The following is a 17,672-nucleotide window of genomic DNA, read 5'->3' as shown; positions in this document are numbered from 1 at the left end:
TGTTGTCGCGAATTGTTGAGCGGTGACGGCATCATAGGCGATACATTTTTTGTATGCAATTCTTGAATTCACGTGCTAGGATCGGTCCATGCAGTCCCGCGAAGCCTTGTGCTTCCGCCTTCTACGCTGCACTTCCCGGCGCTCCCATCGCCACAGTTTCGACTGTTCTGACGCGCTGTTTTTGTTCGATGGGCCTGCCGTATAACATCCAGAGACAAATACCAAGGAGTTTTCCCATGGCGCTGCCTACGCTCGATCCGAACGCCCCAGAATTCACCCGCCGTTACCCGAACCTGGCCGACCCGCGCCTGGGCGCCGAAGCCTTGTTCGCGACCGACGAATTCTTCGCACCGAAAGACCGCATGCTCAATCCCGAGCCGGCGGTGTTCATCCCGGGCAAGTACGACGACCATGGCAAGTGGATGGACGGCTGGGAAACGCGCCGTCGCCGCAACGGCGGTTATGACCACTGCATCGTCAAGCTGGCCCGCCCGGGCGTCGTGAAGGGCGTGGACATCGACACCAGCCACTTCACCGGCAACTTCCCGCCGGCCGCGTCCATCGAAGCCGCCTACCTGCCGGACGGCGAGCCGACCGATGCCACGCAGTGGACCGAGATCGTTCCGTCGACCACGCTGCAAGGCAACAGCCACGCCTACGTCGCCGTGACCCACCCGGGCGCCTTCACGCACCTGCGCGTGAACATCTTCCCGGACGGCGGCATCGCGCGCTTGCGTGTATATGGCCAGCCGCAAGTCGACTGGAAGGGCGCGGACCGCAGCAAGCTGTTCGACTTGGCCGCCATGGAAAACGGCGCCTACGTGGTCGAAGCCAACAACGAACACTTCGGGCCGGCCTCGCGCATGCTGATGCCGGGTCGCGGCGTGAACATGGGCGACGGCTGGGAAACGCGCCGCCGCCGCGAGCCGGGCAACGACTGGTGCGTGATCGCGCTGGCGCACCCGGGCCGCATCCGCAAGATCGAAGTCGACACCGCGCACTTCAAAGGTAACTTTGCCGACCGCGTGTCCATCCAAGCCGCACGCGTGGTGGGCGGCACGGACAGCTCGCTGAAGACGCAGGCGATGTTCTGGCAGACGCTGCTGCCCGAGCAAAAGCTGCAGATGGACCTGCAGCACTACTACGAAGCCGAAATCGCTGATCTGGGCCTCGTCACGCACGTGCGCTTCAACATGTTCCCGGACGGTGGCGTGTCGCGTCTGCGCCTGTGGGGAGTGCTTGAATGAGTGAAGACACCGCAGTGGTTGCCTCCCCCCGTATTGCGCTGACCATCGAGCCACTGACGCGTGAAGCCTTCGCGCCGTTCGGCGACGTGATCGAGCTGGAGGGGGCGAAGCAGTTCCCCATCAACCAGGGCACGACCATGCGCTTTCATGACCTCGCCAACGTGGATGTGGGCGAGGGCGGGCGGGCGCTGATCAACCTGTTTCGTGGCCAGCCGCGCGCGCTGCCGTTCGAGGTGAAGATGCTGGAGCGCCACCCGCGTGGCAGCCAGGCGTTCATTCCGCTGAACGACAAGCCGTACCTCGTGGTGGTGGCGCCTGCCGGTGAGTTGGATCCGTCCAAGCTGCGCGCATTTGTCTCGCGCGGCTGGCAGGGCGTGAACTACGCGCGCGGCGTGTGGCACCACCCGCTGCTGGCGCTGGGCGAGGTGAGCGATTTCATCGTCGTCGACCGTGGCGGCGAAGGCCATAACTGCGATGAGCAGGACTTGCCCGAATCGGTGTGGTTGACCGACGAGGCCATGCAAGCCGCCAAGTAACCCGACACTTCATCGGTGCCAACCCTGGGCCCCCGCACAACGGGGGCTCAGTCACTTTCGAACCCCTTCCAACAACAACCCGGGAGACATCGACATGACGCAGGCTCAACTCACCACCGCCGGCATCGACGCAGACATCCGCGCGTTTGTCGCGGCCGTGCATCCGCAGCAAATCGCGTTTCTGCGCGAGCTGGTGAAGGTGCCGTCGGACAACCCGTCTGGCGACTGCGCCCCGCATGCGGCACGTGCCAAGGCGCTGCTGGAAGCGCTGGGCCTGACGGTTGAGGCGCACGTCGTACCGGAAGCGCAGGTGCGTGCTGCCGGCATGATCAGCGCCACCAACCTGATCGTGCGCCACACGTTCGGCAGCGGCGGCCCGACCGTGGCCATGAATGCGCACGGCGATGTGGTTCCGCCCGGCCTGGGCTGGACGCACGACCCATACGGCGGCGAGATCGTCGAGACCGAACACGGCCCCACCATGTTTGGCCGTGGCGTGGCGGTCTCCAAGTCGGACTTCGCAACGTACACGTGGGCGCTGCTCGCGTTGATCGACGCTGAAAAGCGCGGCGCCAAGCTCAACGGCACGGTCGAACTGCACTTCACGTACGACGAGGAAACCGGCGGCGACATCGGCCCGAAGTGGCTGCTGGATCAAGGCCTGAGCAAGCCGGATTACGCCATCTCGGCGGGGTTTGCGTACGGCATCACCTCGGCGCACAACGGTTGTCTGCACGTGCAGGCGACGGTGCGCGGTAAGCAGGGGCACGCTGCGATGCCTCACACCGGCATCGACGCGATTGAAGCGGCCACGCATATCCTGCAGGCCGTGTATGCGTATCGCGCAGAACTGGCGACGCGCAAATCGGCAGTGCCGGGCATCGACCATGCGACGTTGAACGTCGGTTTGATCCAGGGTGGCATCAACACCAACGTGGTGCCTGATCTAGCGACTTTCCGCATCGACCGCCGGATGATTCCCGAAGAAGCGGGGCGTGATGCCGAAGGCGAGCTGCGCGCCGTGATCGAACGCGCTGCCGCCGAACGGCCGGGCATTGCCGTGTCGGTCGAGCGCATTCTGCTGGCCGAGCCGTTGGCCGAGTTGCCAGGTGTGCAGACGCTGATCGGCGCACTGCGTCGCAACGCGTTGGCCGTGTTTGGCGGCGAGGTGCCCGTGCACGGCGTGCCGCTGTATACCGATGCGCGCCATTACACGGCGAAGGGCGTGCCCACGGTGCTGTACGGGGCCGGCCCGCGCACGTTGATGGAAGCGCGCGGCCACAACACCGATGAGAACCTGCGCCTGAACGATCTGCGCGGTGCCACGGTGGTGGTGGGTTGTGCCGTGGCGGAGTTGCTCGGCGGCGCTTGAACCTCGTCGTCAATGCATGGGAAAGGGCTGGCGTTGCCGGCCCTTTTGCGTCTGCAGTTGCAGTGCCATTGCGACGAATCCCCTCTTAGCGAGAGGCGAAATCCTCCACCGCACCAACCCATTAAGATGGCACCCCCAAGCACCCGTCAGCCATCTCGACCATGCAGATCTATCACAACCCACGCTGCTCCAAATCGCGCACCGCGCTTGAACAGGCTGAGGCCTTTGCGGCAAAGCAGGGCGAATCGCTCGAAGTCATCGAGTACCTGAAGACGCCGCCCACGCTGGCCGAGTTGAAGACCCTCGCCAAGCAGCTCGACACCCCGTTGCGCAGTCTGGTGCGTGAAAACGAAGACGAATACGCGCAACTCAACCTGGCCGCCGCCTCGGATGACGCGCTGCTCAAGGCGATTGCCGAGCACCCGAAGCTGCTGCAGCGCCCGGTGCTCGTGCGCGATGGCAAGGCCACCATCGGCCGGTCGCCCGAAGCGCTCGACGCGTTCCTGAAGTAACGCAAACACCCGCGCCCCAAAAGTTGAACGGCCTGCCGATTTCCATCGGACAGGCCGTTCAGGGTTGGCCGTGTCGCCTTGCGCGAGGGCCGGGGCTGCGTCCGTCAAGACGCGCACGGGCACTGGTCTATTCCAGGCCCATCAATCGGGCCATTTCTGACCCGAATCCGATTGCCAGCAGGGCGGCAAGCACCACTGCCAGCGCCACCGCAGTCGACACCACGGTGACTTTCATCACTTCCGCCTCGTCGCTCTCGCTGCTGTGCGGACGATGCAACTGCGCGCGCATGCTCAGCGGAACGGCCTTCGCGGACGATTTGCGATGCCAATGCAAGCGCTCCGTCATCGCTCGCAAGTGTTGCGTATCAAACGCGTCACGGGAAAAGCGCATCGCGGTACCTCCCGTCGTTGGCTAGCGAATAGCCGACGCCGGCACGCACCGGCGTCGGGGGTACGTGCGGCCCGAAAACGATACGGCAAGCAAATGGCGTATGCGAGTGGCTTTGCTTGTCGGCGCCGGGTGGCGCAGTCGTCTGGTCGCCTCGCACAAGCCCAGCGTAGACGCGGGTTTGCAGTGCCGCAAGTTGCGTTGCGTCATGGTGCGCGGATCACGCGGGCAAGACGCAAACGGTATGCGGCTCTTCGCGAAATGCGTGATGCCTTCGACGCCCCACCAGACGTCCAATCCGGCGCTCAATCCTGAGCGGTTTGGTCGGACACTTGCGCGGCGCGCGCGGCGGCCTGTTGCGCTTCGCGCTCAGTTGCCCGTTTATGCAACTCGGCGAGCATGTTGCAGAAGAGGGCGCCCTGCTCCTTCGCGTCATCCAGGGCGATGTGCGTGTGGGGCAGCGGGTCGTGCCATTGCGCAGGGAAGGCCGCCTTGACGTTGCGTCGATACGGCAAGCCCGTCAGCGCAAAGGCCAGCGTCTTGATGTCGAGCGCCGCCCAGCCAAACGGCGAGCGCCCGGCAAACCGCATCATGTACCAGAACATGTACGTGAAATCGAACCCCGCCGGAAATGCCACGAACACCGGCTTGCCCGGCAGGCTCTCAACCCACTCCACGTAGCGCGGCAAGGCCACTTCCGGGGCTTCGAGGTTGCTGCGGCACGCGGCCCAGGCTTCGGGCTGCGTTTGCCACCATTGCATCTGGACGGGGTGGCCCTCTGCGCCGGGCAGCGTTTCCAGGTTCGCTTCAAAGGTGCCGACGAGGGTCTTGTCCGCCAGATACGCCGCGCTCGCAAAGCTCAGCATCGAATGCGGGCCCGGGATGGGGCCGTCGGCTTCGACGTCGGTGCTGACGTAGATTTCGGGCCGTGTGTCCGGCGGCTGGTTACCGCGTTTGCGGCGCGGTTTGTCTGCCGGTGCGGGCGCGGTAGGTGCGGTGTCGGCGAAGGGGTCGTCGCTGTCGCTCGTATCGCTGGGGGTGTCGCTCATGATGTGCCTTCGTTGGCGAACAGCCGATCGGCAACGTACGGATTGGTCGCGCGCTCATCGCCGAAGGTCGACACGGGCCCGTGCCCCGGCACAAACGTGACATCGTCGCCGAGCGGCCACAGCTTGGTGCGGATCGCGTGGATCAGGTCCGCATGGTTGCCACGCGGGAAATCCGTGCGGCCAATCGAGCCGGCAAACAGCACATCGCCGACGATCGCCACGCGGTCTTCCGCGCTGAAGAAGACGACGTGGCCGGGCGTGTGGCCAGGGCAGTGAAAGACCTGCAGCGTACGGCCGGCAGCCTCCACGGTGTCGCCATCTTCCAGCCAACGGTCGGGCACGAACGCCTTGGCCGGCGGAAAACCGAAGCGCTGACTTTGCGTGGGCAGTTGGTCGATCCAGAACGCCTCATCCTTCTGCGGGCCCTCGATCGGCACGCCGAGCTGCGTGCGCAGCGCATCGGCGGCGGCGCAGTGGTCGACATGGCCATGCGTGAGGAGGATTTTTTCGATGCGCGCGCCGTGTTGCTCGGCAGCCGCCAGGATGCGATCGATATCGCCGCCCGGATCGGTGACGGCGGCCGCGCCATCGTCGCCGATCAGCAGTGTGCAGTTCTGTTCAAACGGCGTAACGGGAATGACGACGACTTTCATGTGATGTTTCGCGCATGTATCGCGTAAGAGAGGATGGGCAATTGTATCGGCCCAAGCCCGCGCCAGCATTGGGCTGGCGGCGTTTGCCGTTACACCAGAAAGAAAATATTACAAAAATGACGCCAGATGCCCGCATGATGCGGTCGTTTTAATAGGAAATGTAAATAGTCGGCGGAATCTTGCGTGGTAGACTCGCGCCCATGCCAAAGTTGACCCACCCGTTCTCCCGCCTGCCGGCTGGCCGCACGCTGCGTGCCTGGCTGGCGCACGGCACCGCTCTGCTGGTGCTGGCGGGCTGTGCCGCCGTCCCCGGCGAGCCGCCCACGACGGGGCACACTGGCCCGCAGGCCAACAAGCCCACCGCCAAGCTGGCGGACCCGCGCGACAACCCCGATGCCTGGGGCACGCTGTCGTTCCGCGGCGTACCGGAATCCAGCGGCCTGAAGCTGGAAGACGCCAATACCGAGCCCGGCCTGCGCGCCGATCTCGGCACGTTCGAGCAGCGCGGCGTCGCCTCGTGGTACGGCCGTGGGTTCCATGGCCGCCGCACCGCCAGCGGCGAGCGCTTCGATATGAACGCCTTCACCGTGGCGCACCCCTCGCTGCCGCTGCAGAGCTGGGTGCTGGTGCGCAATCTGTCCAACGACCGCGTCGTCGTCGCCAAGGTGACGGATCGCGGCCCGTACCACGGCAAGCGCATCCTCGATATGTCGTATGCCGCTGCCAAGCGGCTCGACTTCGTCAAGCGCGGCTCGACGCAGGTGGAGATCCGCCGACTGTCGCGCGCAGAGGTCGATGCCCTGCGCCCGGAACTCACGCAAACGGATCTCGCCAGCAATGACGGCGACGCCGACGTAGGCGCCGACGAACCGGCACCGGTCAAGAAAAAAGCCGTCAAGCGCCGCGCCAAAGCCCGCCGCTAATCCTTCCCCTCGTTCTTGAGCGCCAGCGCGCTTTGATACAGCGCGTCGACGGGTGCCCCCGTAATGGCCCCGGCCAGCTTGGCCGCCCGCTTGGCGGGCAACTCGGCCAGCAGTAGGCGCAACACCTGGTCAGCCGCCATAGCGGTCGGCGCTGCATCCTGTGCACCCGCGCCTTCCACCACCAGCACAAACTCGCCCTTGGCGTGCGTTGCATCGGCAGCCAGCCACGCAGGCGCCTCGGCGGCCGGCAACACGACGATCTGCTCAAACAGCTTGGTCAGCTCGCGGCCGATCAGAATGCGCCGCGCGGGCAAGTGTTCGGCCAGTGCCGCCAGCGTGGCATCGATCCGATGCGGCGCTTCGTACAGCACCCATGCCGGCCCATGTGCGGCCCACTGGCGGATGGCCGTATCGCGCGCGCCCGCCTTGGGGGGCAGAAAGCCGACAAAGGTGAATTGCCCATCGGACGTCGCGAGCAGCTCGCCGGCAGCGGAGAGCGCCGTCACCACCGCGCTCGCCCCCGGCAGCGGGATCACGCGATGGCCCGCCGCACGCACGGCCTCGACAATGCGCGCGCCCGGGTCCGACACGCCCGGCGTGCCCGCATCAGACACATAGGCGATACGCTCGCCCTGCGCCAGACGCGCGACGATGCGCTCGGCAGCTTCGCGCTCGTTGTGTTCGTGCGCGGCCAGCATCGGCCGAGACAGGCCCAGGCGATTGAGCAACTGCCCGGTGTTGCGCGTGTCTTCGCAGGCCACCGCATCGACCAGGCCGAGCACATGGCGCGCGCGCAGGGACACGTCGGCGGCGTTCCCGATGGGGGTGGCCACCACATATAATGCGCCGGCGGGATAGTGCTGGTCGTGCGCCAGCAGGGTCCAGTCAGGATCACTCACGAGAACTTCTCTTAGTCAGTCGGTTCAAACCGCCAATGCACGCGCCGCAGCCCGTACCTCCCCAGCCCACCACCGCCGCCGCCACTGGCGAGGCCGGTGAAGACCGCGCGCTGCGGTATCTGCAGGCACGGGGGTTGGGTCTGGTCAGCCGCAATTATCGCTGCAAGGGCGGCGAGATCGATCTGGTAATGCGCGACACCGCCGGCGTGCTGGTGTTCATTGAGGTGCGTGCCCGCGTGGCGCGCTCCACGCAACGCTTCGGTGGTGCCGCCGCCAGTGTCACGCCCGCCAAGCAGCGCCGCCTGATTGCCGCGGCCGAAGATTTTCTTGCACGGCAGGCCGACGATGTGCCTGCCTGCCGTTTTGACGTCATCGCCATCGACGGCAACCGCATCGAATGGATGCGCGATGCCTTCGGTGTCGAAGCATGAACTTGGCATGAGCGCGGCATGAACCTCGCTCTTCGCTCTTCTCTCTTCCGGACTTCATTGAAGGACAGCATGAAACTCTCGTCCCCCACGTCTGCCCGTATCAAGCGCACCGTTGTGCTGGCCGCCCTGGCTAGCATCACCGCCACGCAGTTGACCGCGTGCTTCCCGCTGTTTGCCGGCGCCGTGGCCGGCGGCGTGGCACTGGCCACCGACCGCCGCCCGACCGCCACGCAGACCATCGACCGCGGCTTGCAGATGGAAGCCGAAAACACGCTGATCTCGCGCTACGACGGTCGCGCGCACGTCAACGTGACGGTCTACAACCGCAAGGTGCTGCTGACCGGCGAAGCCGGCACCGAGCAGACCAAGCAGGAGATCGGCCAGTACGCGCAGAAACTGCAGAACGCGCGTGAGGTCGTCAACGAGATCGTGGTGACGCCGATGTCGAGCACCTTCGGCTCGCGCACCAACGACACCTACATCACCACCAAGGTGAAGAGCGTGCTGGCCGGCACGGAGGGCGTGCCCTGGAACTCCATCAAGGTGACGACCGAAGCGCAGACCGTCTTCCTGATGGGCGTGGTGACCGAGGCCGAAGGCAACAAGGCCACCGAAGCGGTGCGTACCGTGGGCGGCGTGAACAAGGTGGTGAAGGTGTTCGACTACGTGAGCGAAGACGAACGCAAACGCCTGGACACCAACGCCACGTCGACCAACCCCTCGACGGCGACCGATGCATCGCAAGGTACGCCGGCGCCGGTACAAGGTACGCCGACAGCCACGCAGGCACCCGCCCCCGTGACCTCGGCGTCGCCAGGCGTAACGGTGTCGCCGACGACCTCGCCGGCGCTACCGCCGGGCAAGCAACTGCCCTGAGTCAGCGGCACAACGACGCAAAGAACGCAGCCACCGCGCTGCGTTTTTTGTTGGCCGCGCGGGCGTGGTAGCGTATGCCGCTCTCACGACTTCGCAGCCCCCCAATGCCCGTCGTCCATCGTTTGATTGCCGCCGCCTGGCTTGCGGCGTTCTCCATCGCCCATGTGGCGCATGCCGCCGAGGCACCCCCGTCCAACGCGCAAGCGCGCACCTGGGCCGCATCCTGCGCGAGCTGCCACCACGCAGACACGGCGCCCGGCACCAAGCTCACTGCGCAGACCTTGCCCCCGCTCGCGGGCCGCTCCCAGGCGGAGCTGATCGACACGCTGCAAGCCTTCCGCAACGGCACGCGCCCCTCCACGGTGATGGGGCAGATCGCACGCGGTTACGACGACGCGCAGATCGCCGCCATTGCCGGCTGGCTGTCGCGCCAACCGCAGGAGGCGCCATGAGCGAATCGCAACTGCACACGAATCGGCGCGCGATGCTGCGCGCGCTGGGCGCCACCGCGCTGGTGGGCCCGCTGGCCGCATGCGCATCGCTCTCCGGCGTGCGCAATGCGCGTGTGGTGGTGGTCGGCGGTGGTTATGGAGGCGCAACGGCGGCGAAATACGTGCGGGTGTTTTCCGGCGGCCGTGTCGACGTGACGCTGGTCGAGCCCAACGCGGCGTTCGTCTCGTGCCCGCTGTCGAATCTCGTGCTGTCGGGCGACCGTGATATGGCGTCGATCACCGTGCCGTATGACGCGCTGGTCGAACGCCACGGCGTGCGCTGGGTGCGTGACCGCGCCTCGGCCATCGACCTCGACGCCAAGCAGGTGCGACTGGCCGGCGGCGGCACGCTGGAGTACGACCGGCTGATCCTCTCGCCCGGCATTGATGTTGTGCCGGGGGCGATTCCCGGTCTCTCCAACGCGGCCACCGCCGCGCAGGCGCCGCACGCCTGGAAGGCCGGCGCACAGACGCTCGCGCTGCGCCATCGGCTTGAAGCCATGCCCAATGGCGGCACGGTGGCGATCAGCATTCCGCTGGCGCCGTACCGCTGCCCACCCGCGCCGTACGAGCGCGCGTGCCTGATCGCCCACTGGCTGCAACACGCCAAGCCGGATTCACGCGTGCTGATCCTCGATGCGAATGACGACGTGACCTCCAAGGGCGCGCTGTTCAAGCGCGTGTGGGCGGAACGTTATCCACAGCACATCGAATATCGCCCGCAATACAACGCCGTCGATATCGACGCCACGGGCCGCGTGCTCAAGTTCGACGTGCAGGACGACGTGCAGGCGGATGTGGTCAACCTGATTCCGCCGCAGCGCGCCGGGGCCATTGCCGTGCAGGCCGGGTTGGCGACGGCCAATGGTCGCTGGTGCGAGGTGGATTTCCTGTCATTCGAATCGAAGGTGGCGCCCGGCGTGCATGTGATTGGCGATGCCATCCAGACCGCGCCGCTGATGCCCAAATCCGGCCACATGGCCAACCAGCACGGCAAGGTGGCCGCCGCCGCCGTGGTGACGATGCTTGCCGGCCACGCGCCCGATGCCTCGCCGCTGTACGCCAACACCTGCTACAGCTTCACCACGCCCGACGAGGCGATGCATGTAGCGACCGTCCACCGCTACGACGCGGCCGAGCACACCATGGTGACCGTGCCGGGTGCCGGCGGGCTCTCCGATGCGCCTTCCGCGGCCGAGGGCGCGCTGGCACAGGGCTGGAGCCGGGCGATCTGGTCGGACATGCTGGGCTAGGCACACGGTCCTGCGCGGCACGAACAATGCGCAAGATTGTGCAAGTCGTGCGGCCCGCACGCGCCTAGAGTGCATCACAAGGCCGCGCGGGCGGCCGCCTGACTTTGCCAATCATCATGTCTCCCAAGGATCTGCTGCTGGCCCTGACCGTCGTGCTGGTGTGGGGCGTCAACTTCGTCGTCATCAAGGTGGGCCTGCATGGCGTGCCACCCATGCTGCTGGGTGCGCTGCGCTTTGCGCTGGTCGCGTTCCCGGCGGTGCTGTTCGTGCCGCGCCCGAAGATTCCGCTCAAGTGGCTGCTGGCTTACGGCGCCACGATCAGCTTTGGGCAGTTCGCGTTCCTGTTCTCGGCCATGTACGTGGGCATGCCGGCGGGGCTGGCGTCGCTGGTGCTGCAGTCGCAGGCGTTCTTTACGCTGGCGATCGCGGCCATCGTGCTGCGCGAGCCGATCCGCTGGTTCCACCTGGCGGGCATGGCGGTGGCGGCCTGCGGGCTGGGCGTCATCGGCATGGCCGGCAATGCTTCGGCCACGGGCATGACCACGGCCGGCTTCCTGCTGACGCTGTGCGCGGCACTCTCGTGGGCCAGCGGCAACATCGTCACCAAACGCGTGGGGCCGGTGAATGTGGTGAGCCTGGTGGTGTGGGGCGCGGTCATCCCGCCGATTCCGTTTGCGTTGCTGTCGCTCTGGCTGGAGGGGCCGGAGCAGATCGCGCATAGCCTGGCGAACATCAGCGCGTCGAGTATCGGGGCGATCGTCTACCTGTCGTTTGGCGCCACCATCTTCGGCTACAGCCTGTGGAGCAAGTTGCTGGCGCGCTATGCGGCCAGCCGGGTGGCGCCGCTGTCGCTGCTGGTGCCCGTGGTGGGGCTGGTGTCGGCCGCCGTGCTGTTGGGCGAGCGGCTGGCACCCGCGCAGTGGCTGGGCGGCGTCGTGGTGATGGCCGGCCTGCTGCTGAACGTCTTCGGCGGCCGGCTGGCGGTGCGCCGGGCAATGGCCTGAGTCAAAGCGCCAGCGTTGGACCTAAAAGGTCCAGCGATGTCCCTCAAAGGTCCGCCGTCGAACCTAAAACCTCCGGCGTTGGACCTAAAACACGCAACGTTGACCCTCGCAGGGTTCATGTATGCCCCAAATAGGGGCATCGTTGATGAAAAAAGCATCAACGTCGGAGCACAAAGACGCATTGATGAGTCCCTCGGGCTTCAACGCTGCTGCTTTTTTCAGCAGCGATGCCGCTTTTTTATGCACCCACGACTGTCCAAGCCTCGGCGTTGATGCTTTTTGCCTCAACGCCGGGGCTTTTTGCTTGGCACGTGACTGGCTGACCGGCACAGGCGCGCCTAGCCGAAGCGCTTCGGGCACAATATCGGCGCAAGCGGCCCGCAACGACATGCGGGCCGCCCCTTTTTCCGGAGACCCCATGAAGTTCGCCCCCACGCTCGCCGCCGGCGCGGTGCTGGCCGGCCTGGCGCTGTCCGCCGTGCCTGCACAGGCCGCCGTTGATGCCGCCCGCGCGCAATCCCTCGCCAACCAGAACGCCTGCATGGGCTGTCACGCCGTCGACCGCAAGCTCGTCGGCCCGGCGTACCAGGATGTCGCCGCCAAGTACAAGGGCGATGCCGGCGCGCAAGCCAAGCTCATCAAGAAAGTGCGCGAAGGCGGCATGGGCAACTGGGGCCAGATCCCGATGCCGGCCAACCCGAAGATCGCCGATGCCGATCTGAAAACCGTGATCGACTGGGTGCTCGCGGGCGCCCCGGCCAAGTGAGGGATGCGATGACGGATGCCGTGAACCTTTCCCGCCGGGATGTGCTGCGCGCGGGCGCGATGATGGCGCTGCTGGTGTCCGCCGGCATTGCCACGCCCGCCCAGGCCGCCGAGTGGAACAAGACCGCCTTCAGCATCAAGGGCGTGAACGACGTGCTCAAGCAACTGGGCGGCGGCGCGGTCGACAAGGGTGGCGCAGGCGTGCACCTGACCGCCCCGGACATCGCCGAGAACGGTGCCGTGGTGCCGTTGGTGGTGACCAGCACGCTGCCGGGCACCGACATGATCGCCATCCTGGTGGAGAAGAACCCGAACACGCTGGCCGCGTCGTTCGGCATTCCCGCCGGCACGGAGCCCTTCGTGAGCACGCGCGTGAAGATGGGCGAGACCTCGGTGGTCTACGCGGCCGTGCGCGCCAACGGCAAGTGGGTGCTGGCGAGCAAGGAAGTGAAGGTCACCCTCGGCGGCTGCGGCGGTTGAACATCAGGATCGGATAAGGAGCACACCATGGCAGACCCGATGCGCATTCGCGCAATGGAAAACGGCGGCACGACCGACGTGAAGATCCTGATGAAGCACGACATGGAAACCGGCCAGCGCAAGGATGCGTCCGGCAAGCTGGTGCCGGCCTGGCACATCACCAACGTGACGGTGCAGCACAACGGCAAGACGGTGTTGGACGCGCAGTTCGGCACCGCTGTGTCGAAGGATCCGTTCCTCAATTTCAAGTTCAAGGGCGCCGCCAAGGGCGACAAGGTGAGCGTCACCTGGGTCGACAACCACGGCGACAAGCGCACCGACGAAACCACGATTCAATAAGCCCCGGAGGCCGAAATGCGACGCAGCTTCTTCCGCGTGACCGCCGCGCTGGCGGCACTGGGCGTGGCCGGCAAGGCCGCTGCACAGAACGCCCCCCGCGCTGGCGGCGCCGGTGCTCGCTACAAAGTCGTCTATCAGTTGAGCGAGGGCATCGACCAGGCCGTGCGCGCCATCGGCAACCTGCGCAACCACCTCAACGGTGCTCCCGGCACGAAGATCGTGGTGGTGGCGTTCGGGCATGGCATCGACTTCCTCGTCGAAGGGGCCAAGGACGCGCAGGGCCGTACGTTTGATGCGCCGGTGGCTGCGCTGGCCAGCATGGGCGTGGAGTTTCGCGTGTGCCACAACTCGCTGATGGCCTTCAAGGTGCCGGAAGACAAGCTACTGCTCGAAGCCAAGGTGGTGCCGGCCGGCGTGGTGGAAGTCACCCGCTTGCAGCAGGAAGAAGGTTTCGCTTACCTCAAACCGTAAGCGGCCCACGGAGGGGATGGTGAAACGTACCAAACGAATCGTCGCGCTGGCCTCGGCACTCCTTGCCGGAGTCGCCCTGGTAGCCAATGCGCAAGACGCCAAGGATCAGAAGGACAGCACCGCCGCCGGTATCGCGCAGTACCGCGAAATGCTGGCCGATGGCAACCCGGCCGAGCTCTGGGAAGCCGCCGGCGAAGAACTCTGGAAGAAGCCCGCCGGCCCGAAGCAGGCGTCGCTCGAAGCGTGCGACCTGGGCCTCGGCCCCGGCGTGGTGAAGGGCGCGTACGCCAAGCTGCCGCGCTTCTTCAAAGACACCGGCCGCGTGATGGACGCAGAACAGCGCCTCATGTATTGCCGTATGACCCTGCAGGGGCTGACGAAGGAACAGGCCTCGGCCAATCCGTTCTCGTCGCCGGGCAAGCCGTCGGACATTGAACGGCTGATGGCGTACATCACCTCGGAATCGCGCGGTGCGGCCATTGATATTCCGCTCGCCCATCCCGAAGAAAAGCGCACGTACGAACTCGGCCGCCGTATGTTCTTCTACCGAGGCGGCGCGTACGACTTTGCGTGTGCCACGTGCCACGCGCAGCCGGGCCAACGCATCCGCTTGCAGGAACTGCCCGACTTGCTGACGGCCGACGGTGCGCGCTTTGCGTATTCCACGTGGCCCGGCTATCGCGTTTCGCAAGGCGAGGTGCGCACCATGCAGCACCGCCTGTACGACTGCCTGCGCCAGCAACGCTTTCCGGAACCGCTCTATGGCAGCGAGGTGATCACCGCGCTGGAGCTGTTCCTCGCCCGCAACGCCAACGGCGGCAAGATGGACGCGCCGTCGATCAAACGCTGAGGTCAACCGACCATGCCACACATGATCCGACTGACCCTCATTGCGTTGGCACTCATTGCCGGCACCGCACACGCTGCGGATGCCGCCAAGGCCATCACCGCACCCAAGCCCGAGGCGAAGGCCGACGCCGCACTCGCCAAGGTCATTCACGAGAGCTTCGTCTCTAAGGGCCCGGCCACCGTGGAAGGTGTGACCGAGCGCGACGACGTGCAGAAGACCTGCAGCCAGTACGCCGACCGCAACGCCGTGCCCGCCGCCATCGCCAAGCCGCTGGAAGATGCGCAGATGAAGACCATTCGTTATCCACAGGATGGCAAATGGTTGGGCGACTGGAAGGAAGGCGAGAAGACCGCGCAGAGCGGCCGCGGCATGCAGTTCTCCGATCCGGCGGGCGGGGCCAACGGTGCTAATTGCTATGCGTGCCACCGCTTGTCGAAAGACGAGGTGTCGTACGGCACCATCGGCCCGTCGCTGTATCAGTACGGCAAGCTGCGCGGCGATTCCGAGGCGATCCTGCGTTACACGTGGGGCAAGATCTATAACTCCAACGCGTATGCCGCGTGCTCGAACATGCCGCGCTTTGGGCACAAGGGCATCCTCACCGAGCAGCAGATCCGCGATGTGATGGCGCTGTTGTTGGACCCGGCCTCACCAGTCAATCAATAACGCCATGCATACGATTCGACGGTTCCTGATGTGGGCAGCAGCGGCGATGGTGCTCGCTGCAGCGCAGTTCACCAATCAGGCACAGGCCGTCGAAGTCGGCGATGTGGTGACAATGCCCGATGTGCAACTGCTCGACGGCACCCGCGTGCCAGGCGAGTCGTGGCGCGGGCATCCGGCCATCATCGCGACGTGGGCATCGTGGTGCCCGTTCTGCGCGCTGCAGAACCCGCGCCTGCAAAAGCTGGTCGACGCCACGCGCGGCACCGACTTGCGCATCCTCACCATCAGCATCGACGCCAACCCGCAGCTCGCCCGCGACTACGTCGCCAAGCGCGGCTTCACCTTCCCGGTGACGATGGAATCTGACGCCCTGTGCGCCGCCACCGGCCCGCGCAAGGGTTTGCCGGAACTGCTCGTGCTCGACGCCAATGGCCGTGTGGTGCGCAAGGAAGTCGGCGAAATGCTCGAAGACGACGTGGCGGACTTGGCTCAGTACGCCCACCCGGCCCACCGCACCAAACCATGAACCGCCGCGAATTCGTCCAAGCCCTGGCGATTGCCGCAGCCGCCGGCCTGCGCCTGACCGACGCCCACGCCGAGTCCATCGCCTACAACGTGCCGCATTTCGGCAACGTCCACCTGCTGCATTTCACCGACTGCCACGCGCAGTTGCTGCCCATCGAATACCGCGAGCCCAACGTCAACCTGGGCGTGGGGCAATGGGCCGGGCAGCCGCCGCATCTGGTGGGCAACGCGCTGCTCAAGCGTTACGGCATCGCACCGGGCTCGCGCACGGCGCACGCGTTCACCTCACTCGACTTCACCGAAGCCGCGCGCCGCTACGGCCGCATGGGCGGCTTTGCGCATCTGGCCACACTCATCAAGCACCTGCGCGCCACGCGCCCGAACGCGTTGCTGCTCGACGGCGGCGACACGTGGCAGGGCTCGGCCACATCGTTGTGGACCAACGGGCAGGACATGGTCGACGCGGCTCTCACGCTCGGCGTCGATGTGATGACCCCGCACTGGGAGATGACCTACGGCGCCGACCGCGTGCGTCACGTGGTCGACCACGACTTCAAGAACAAGGTCGCCTTCGTCGCGCAGAACATCCAGACGGCGGATTTCGGTGACCCGGTGTTCGACCCTTACGTGCTGCGCGAGTTGAACGGCGTGCCGGTCGCCATCATCGGCCAGGCGTTTCCGTACACGCCCGTCGCGCACCCGGCGGACTTCACGCCGGATTGGACCTTCGGCATTCAGGAAGAGCGGCTGCAGAAGATGATCGACGAGGCGCGCGGCAAGGGCGCCAAGGTGGTCGTGCTGCTGTCGCACAACGGCATGGATGTCGACCTGAAGCTGGCCTCGCGCGTGCGCGGGTTGGATGCCATCCTCGGCGGCCACACGCACGATGCGGTGCCGGCACCGATCAAGGTCAGCAACCCGGGCGGCGTGACGCTCGTCACCAACGCGGGCGCCAACGGCAAGTTCGTCGGCGTGCTGGACCTGGACGTACGCGGCGGCACCGTGCAGGACATCCGCTACACGCTGCTGCCCGTGTTCGCCGATCTGCTGCCGCCTGACCCGACCATGACCGCGCTCATCGAACGTACGCGCGCGCCGTACAGAGACAGGCTCGGCGAGGCGCTCGCCACGAACCGTGGCCTGCTGTACCGGCGCGGCAACTTCAACGGCACGTTCGACCAGCTCATCGTCGATGGTCTGATGCAGGCGCAGGGCGCCGAGATCGCGTTCTCGCCCGGCTTCCGCTGGGGCACCACGCTGCTGCCTGGCGAGGCCGTCACCATGGAAGCGCTGATGGCGCAAACCGCCATCACGTACCCGGCCACCACGCTCACCGAGATGACCGGGGCGACCATCAAGACCGTGCTCGAAGACGTGGCCGACAACCTGTTCAATCCCGACCCGTACTACCAGCAAGGCGGCGACATGGTGCGCACCGGCGGCCTGCGTTACACCATCGACCCGATGAAACCGATGGGCCAGCGCATCACCGACATGCGCCTGGGCGACAAACCGATCGACGCCGATCGACGCTACAAGGTAGCCGGCTGGGCCGCCGTGTCGCCCGAGGCACGCAAGGCCGGCGGCCGCCCGGTGTGGGATGTGCTGGCCGACTGGCTGCGCGACCAGCGCGAAGTGACCGCGCGGCCGCTGAATACCCCGCGCATCGTGGGCATGGCGGACAACCCCGGCATGGAGTTGGGGCCGGGTTGACCCGCGATTGAAGACGCGCCGGGACTTCGGGTAGACTTATTTTTCACGGGCCGATAGCTCAGCTGGGAGAGCGCCGCGTTCGCAATGCGGAGGTCGGGAGTTCGATCCTCCTTCGGTCCACCAACTTACCGGCAAAGCTTGTCCAGCGATGCCAAAAAAACCCGCGATGCTGCAAAGCCTCGCGGGTTTTTTATTGCCGGCATTGCCCTGGTTTTACCGTTGACCCCGA

General features: G+C 66.0%; 23 protein-coding genes and 1 tRNA gene. 19 read left to right on the top strand and 5 right to left on the bottom strand.

Annotated elements, in window-relative coordinates; translation table 11 throughout:
- The first annotated feature begins 236 nt into the window (after positions 1–236).
- The 4 genes from alc (at position 237) to arsC (ending at position 3,667) form a co-directional block, all read left to right on the top strand.
- Positions 237–1,247: an allantoicase gene (alc, locus tag ACN9M1_RS15550; protein WP_426395736.1), complete on the top strand. Its 1,011-nt coding sequence runs from the start codon at positions 237–239 to the stop codon at positions 1,245–1,247.
- Positions 1,244–1,783 carry an ureidoglycolate lyase gene (locus ACN9M1_RS15545; protein ID WP_426395734.1) on the top strand — a complete coding sequence of 180 codons (540 nt, stop codon included), beginning with the start codon at positions 1,244–1,246 and terminating at the stop codon, positions 1,781–1,783. Before alc ends, ACN9M1_RS15545 begins: the two co-directional genes overlap by 4 nt.
- A gap of 94 nt (positions 1,784–1,877) precedes the next feature.
- On the top strand, positions 1,878–3,155 hold the full coding sequence (locus ACN9M1_RS15540) for a M20/M25/M40 family metallo-hydrolase (protein ID WP_426395732.1): 1,278 nt from the start codon (positions 1,878–1,880) through the stop codon (positions 3,153–3,155).
- Positions 3,156–3,316: 161 nt separating this feature from the next.
- A complete protein-coding gene (gene arsC / locus ACN9M1_RS15535; RefSeq protein ID WP_426395730.1) occupies positions 3,317–3,667 on the top strand; it encodes an arsenate reductase (glutaredoxin) in 351 nt (116 codons plus the stop codon).
- A gap of 127 nt (positions 3,668–3,794) precedes the next feature.
- Here arsC and ACN9M1_RS15530 read toward each other — a convergent pair whose 3' ends face one another.
- The 3 genes from ACN9M1_RS15530 to ACN9M1_RS15520 all read right to left on the bottom strand — a co-directional run bounded on the left by ACN9M1_RS15530 (position 3,795) and on the right by ACN9M1_RS15520 (position 5,757).
- On the bottom strand, positions 3,795–4,058 hold the full coding sequence (locus ACN9M1_RS15530; RefSeq protein ID WP_426395728.1) for a hypothetical protein: 264 nt from the start codon (positions 4,056–4,058) through the stop codon (positions 3,795–3,797).
- Positions 4,059–4,360: 302 nt separating this feature from the next.
- On the bottom strand, positions 4,361–5,104 hold the full coding sequence (locus ACN9M1_RS15525) for an exonuclease (RefSeq protein ID WP_426395726.1): 744 nt from the start codon (positions 5,102–5,104) through the stop codon (positions 4,361–4,363).
- Entirely contained in the window at positions 5,101–5,757 is a 657-nt protein-coding gene (locus ACN9M1_RS15520; protein ID WP_426395724.1) for an MBL fold metallo-hydrolase, read from the bottom strand. The genes ACN9M1_RS15525 and ACN9M1_RS15520 overlap by 4 nt, the downstream gene beginning before the upstream one ends.
- 200 nt (positions 5,758–5,957) lie before the next feature.
- Between ACN9M1_RS15520 and ACN9M1_RS15515 the strand changes: the two genes are divergently transcribed.
- Positions 5,958–6,680: a septal ring lytic transglycosylase RlpA family protein gene (locus ACN9M1_RS15515; RefSeq protein ID WP_426395722.1), complete on the top strand. Its 723-nt coding sequence runs from the start codon at positions 5,958–5,960 to the stop codon at positions 6,678–6,680.
- Here ACN9M1_RS15515 and rsmI read toward each other — a convergent pair.
- A complete protein-coding gene (rsmI, locus tag ACN9M1_RS15510; RefSeq protein WP_426395720.1) occupies positions 6,677–7,579 on the bottom strand; it encodes a 16S rRNA (cytidine(1402)-2'-O)-methyltransferase in 903 nt (300 codons plus the stop codon). The genes ACN9M1_RS15515 and rsmI overlap by 4 nt on opposite strands.
- Positions 7,580–7,614: 35 nt before the next feature.
- On the opposite strand from rsmI, the gene ACN9M1_RS15505 reads away from it, so the two are divergent.
- The 5 genes from ACN9M1_RS15505 (at position 7,615) to ACN9M1_RS15485 (ending at position 11,634) form a co-directional block, all read left to right on the top strand.
- Entirely contained in the window at positions 7,615–8,010 is a 396-nt protein-coding gene (locus tag ACN9M1_RS15505; RefSeq protein WP_426395718.1) for a YraN family protein, read from the top strand.
- A 69-nt stretch (positions 8,011–8,079) separates the two neighbouring features.
- Positions 8,080–8,886 (top strand): BON domain-containing protein, encoded by an 807-nt coding sequence (locus ACN9M1_RS15500; RefSeq protein WP_426395716.1) that lies wholly within the window; start codon positions 8,080–8,082, stop codon positions 8,884–8,886.
- A 104-nt stretch (positions 8,887–8,990) separates the two neighbouring features.
- Positions 8,991–9,338 carry a c-type cytochrome gene (locus tag ACN9M1_RS15495; RefSeq protein WP_426395714.1) on the top strand — a complete coding sequence of 116 codons (348 nt, stop codon included), beginning with the start codon at positions 8,991–8,993 and terminating at the stop codon, positions 9,336–9,338.
- Positions 9,335–10,630: an FCSD flavin-binding domain-containing protein gene (locus ACN9M1_RS15490; RefSeq protein ID WP_426395712.1), complete on the top strand. Its 1,296-nt coding sequence runs from the start codon at positions 9,335–9,337 to the stop codon at positions 10,628–10,630. The genes ACN9M1_RS15495 and ACN9M1_RS15490 overlap by 4 nt, the downstream gene beginning before the upstream one ends.
- Before the next feature lie 116 nt (positions 10,631–10,746).
- Positions 10,747–11,634, top strand: coding sequence for an EamA family transporter (locus ACN9M1_RS15485; RefSeq protein WP_426395710.1), 888 nt, complete (start codon positions 10,747–10,749; stop codon positions 11,632–11,634).
- Between the two features lie 84 nt (positions 11,635–11,718).
- On the opposite strand, the gene ACN9M1_RS15480 is transcribed toward ACN9M1_RS15485, so the two are convergent.
- On the bottom strand, positions 11,719–12,054 hold the full coding sequence (locus ACN9M1_RS15480) for a hypothetical protein (protein WP_426395708.1): 336 nt from the start codon (positions 12,052–12,054) through the stop codon (positions 11,719–11,721).
- On the opposite strand from ACN9M1_RS15480, the gene ACN9M1_RS15475 reads away from it, so the two are divergent.
- The 9 genes from ACN9M1_RS15475 (at position 12,053) to ACN9M1_RS15435 (ending at position 17,566) form a co-directional block, all read left to right on the top strand.
- Positions 12,053–12,400, top strand: a complete 348-nt coding sequence (locus tag ACN9M1_RS15475; RefSeq protein WP_426395706.1) for a c-type cytochrome — start codon at positions 12,053–12,055, stop codon at positions 12,398–12,400. The genes ACN9M1_RS15480 and ACN9M1_RS15475 overlap by 2 nt on opposite strands.
- A gap of 8 nt (positions 12,401–12,408) precedes the next feature.
- The gene (gene soxY / locus ACN9M1_RS15470) at positions 12,409–12,879 is read left to right on the top strand and encodes a thiosulfate oxidation carrier protein SoxY (protein WP_426395704.1); all 471 of its coding nucleotides are present in this window, start codon (positions 12,409–12,411) and stop codon (positions 12,877–12,879) included.
- A gap of 27 nt (positions 12,880–12,906) precedes the next feature.
- A complete protein-coding gene (gene soxZ / locus ACN9M1_RS15465; RefSeq protein WP_426395702.1) occupies positions 12,907–13,218 on the top strand; it encodes a thiosulfate oxidation carrier complex protein SoxZ in 312 nt (103 codons plus the stop codon).
- Between the two features lie 15 nt (positions 13,219–13,233).
- Positions 13,234–13,689, top strand: coding sequence for a DsrE family protein (locus ACN9M1_RS15460; RefSeq protein ID WP_426395700.1), 456 nt, complete (start codon positions 13,234–13,236; stop codon positions 13,687–13,689).
- A gap of 16 nt (positions 13,690–13,705) precedes the next feature.
- Positions 13,706–14,539, top strand: a complete 834-nt coding sequence (soxA, locus tag ACN9M1_RS15455; protein WP_426395699.1) for a sulfur oxidation c-type cytochrome SoxA — start codon at positions 13,706–13,708, stop codon at positions 14,537–14,539.
- Positions 14,540–14,560: 21 nt separating this feature from the next.
- Complete coding sequence (gene soxX / locus ACN9M1_RS15450) at positions 14,561–15,205, top strand: sulfur oxidation c-type cytochrome SoxX (protein WP_426395697.1); 645 nt, start codon at positions 14,561–14,563, stop codon at positions 15,203–15,205.
- A 4-nt stretch (positions 15,206–15,209) separates the two neighbouring features.
- Positions 15,210–15,731, top strand: coding sequence for a TlpA family protein disulfide reductase (locus ACN9M1_RS15445; protein ID WP_426395695.1), 522 nt, complete (start codon positions 15,210–15,212; stop codon positions 15,729–15,731).
- Entirely contained in the window at positions 15,728–17,443 is a 1,716-nt protein-coding gene (gene soxB, locus ACN9M1_RS15440) for a thiosulfohydrolase SoxB (RefSeq protein ID WP_426395693.1), read from the top strand. Before ACN9M1_RS15445 ends, soxB begins: the two co-directional genes overlap by 4 nt.
- Before the next feature lie 47 nt (positions 17,444–17,490).
- Positions 17,491–17,566 (top strand) — tRNA-Ala (locus ACN9M1_RS15435).
- Positions 17,567–17,672 lie beyond the last annotated feature (106 nt).

The organism is Ralstonia sp. R-29 (genome assembly GCF_049913345.1).
GTDB lineage: Bacteria > Pseudomonadota > Gammaproteobacteria > Burkholderiales > Burkholderiaceae > Ralstonia.
Note: the sequence above shows the minus strand (reverse complement) of the source record. Positions and strands in the feature narration are given on the sequence as shown.

Coding starts and splice junctions, on each gene's coding strand:
- ACN9M1_RS15475 (WP_426395706.1), top strand. CDS start 12,053: ATGAAGTTCGCCCCCACGCTCGCCGCCGGCGCGGTGCTGGCCGGCCTG.
- ACN9M1_RS15530 (WP_426395728.1), bottom strand. CDS start 4,058: ATGCGCTTTTCCCGTGACGCGTTTGATACGCAACACTTGCGAGCGATG.
- ACN9M1_RS15460 (WP_426395700.1), top strand. CDS start 13,234: ATGCGACGCAGCTTCTTCCGCGTGACCGCCGCGCTGGCGGCACTGGGC.
- soxY (WP_426395704.1), top strand. CDS start 12,409: ATGACGGATGCCGTGAACCTTTCCCGCCGGGATGTGCTGCGCGCGGGC.
- ACN9M1_RS15545 (WP_426395734.1), top strand. CDS start 1,244: ATGAGTGAAGACACCGCAGTGGTTGCCTCCCCCCGTATTGCGCTGACC.
- arsC (WP_426395730.1), top strand. CDS start 3,317: ATGCAGATCTATCACAACCCACGCTGCTCCAAATCGCGCACCGCGCTT.
- ACN9M1_RS15540 (WP_426395732.1), top strand. CDS start 1,878: ATGACGCAGGCTCAACTCACCACCGCCGGCATCGACGCAGACATCCGC.
- soxX (WP_426395697.1), top strand. CDS start 14,561: ATGATCCGACTGACCCTCATTGCGTTGGCACTCATTGCCGGCACCGCA.
- ACN9M1_RS15500 (WP_426395716.1), top strand. CDS start 8,080: ATGAAACTCTCGTCCCCCACGTCTGCCCGTATCAAGCGCACCGTTGTG.
- ACN9M1_RS15515 (WP_426395722.1), top strand. CDS start 5,958: ATGCCAAAGTTGACCCACCCGTTCTCCCGCCTGCCGGCTGGCCGCACG.
- ACN9M1_RS15520 (WP_426395724.1), bottom strand. CDS start 5,757: ATGAAAGTCGTCGTCATTCCCGTTACGCCGTTTGAACAGAACTGCACA.
- soxZ (WP_426395702.1), top strand. CDS start 12,907: ATGGCAGACCCGATGCGCATTCGCGCAATGGAAAACGGCGGCACGACC.
- ACN9M1_RS15490 (WP_426395712.1), top strand. CDS start 9,335: ATGAGCGAATCGCAACTGCACACGAATCGGCGCGCGATGCTGCGCGCG.
- alc (WP_426395736.1), top strand. CDS start 237: ATGGCGCTGCCTACGCTCGATCCGAACGCCCCAGAATTCACCCGCCGT.
- ACN9M1_RS15525 (WP_426395726.1), bottom strand. CDS start 5,104: ATGAGCGACACCCCCAGCGATACGAGCGACAGCGACGACCCCTTCGCC.
- soxA (WP_426395699.1), top strand. CDS start 13,706: ATGGTGAAACGTACCAAACGAATCGTCGCGCTGGCCTCGGCACTCCTT.
- ACN9M1_RS15445 (WP_426395695.1), top strand. CDS start 15,210: ATGCATACGATTCGACGGTTCCTGATGTGGGCAGCAGCGGCGATGGTG.
- ACN9M1_RS15495 (WP_426395714.1), top strand. CDS start 8,991: ATGCCCGTCGTCCATCGTTTGATTGCCGCCGCCTGGCTTGCGGCGTTC.
- soxB (WP_426395693.1), top strand. CDS start 15,728: ATGAACCGCCGCGAATTCGTCCAAGCCCTGGCGATTGCCGCAGCCGCC.
- ACN9M1_RS15485 (WP_426395710.1), top strand. CDS start 10,747: ATGTCTCCCAAGGATCTGCTGCTGGCCCTGACCGTCGTGCTGGTGTGG.
- ACN9M1_RS15505 (WP_426395718.1), top strand. CDS start 7,615: ATGCACGCGCCGCAGCCCGTACCTCCCCAGCCCACCACCGCCGCCGCC.
- ACN9M1_RS15480 (WP_426395708.1), bottom strand. CDS start 12,054: ATGGGGTCTCCGGAAAAAGGGGCGGCCCGCATGTCGTTGCGGGCCGCT.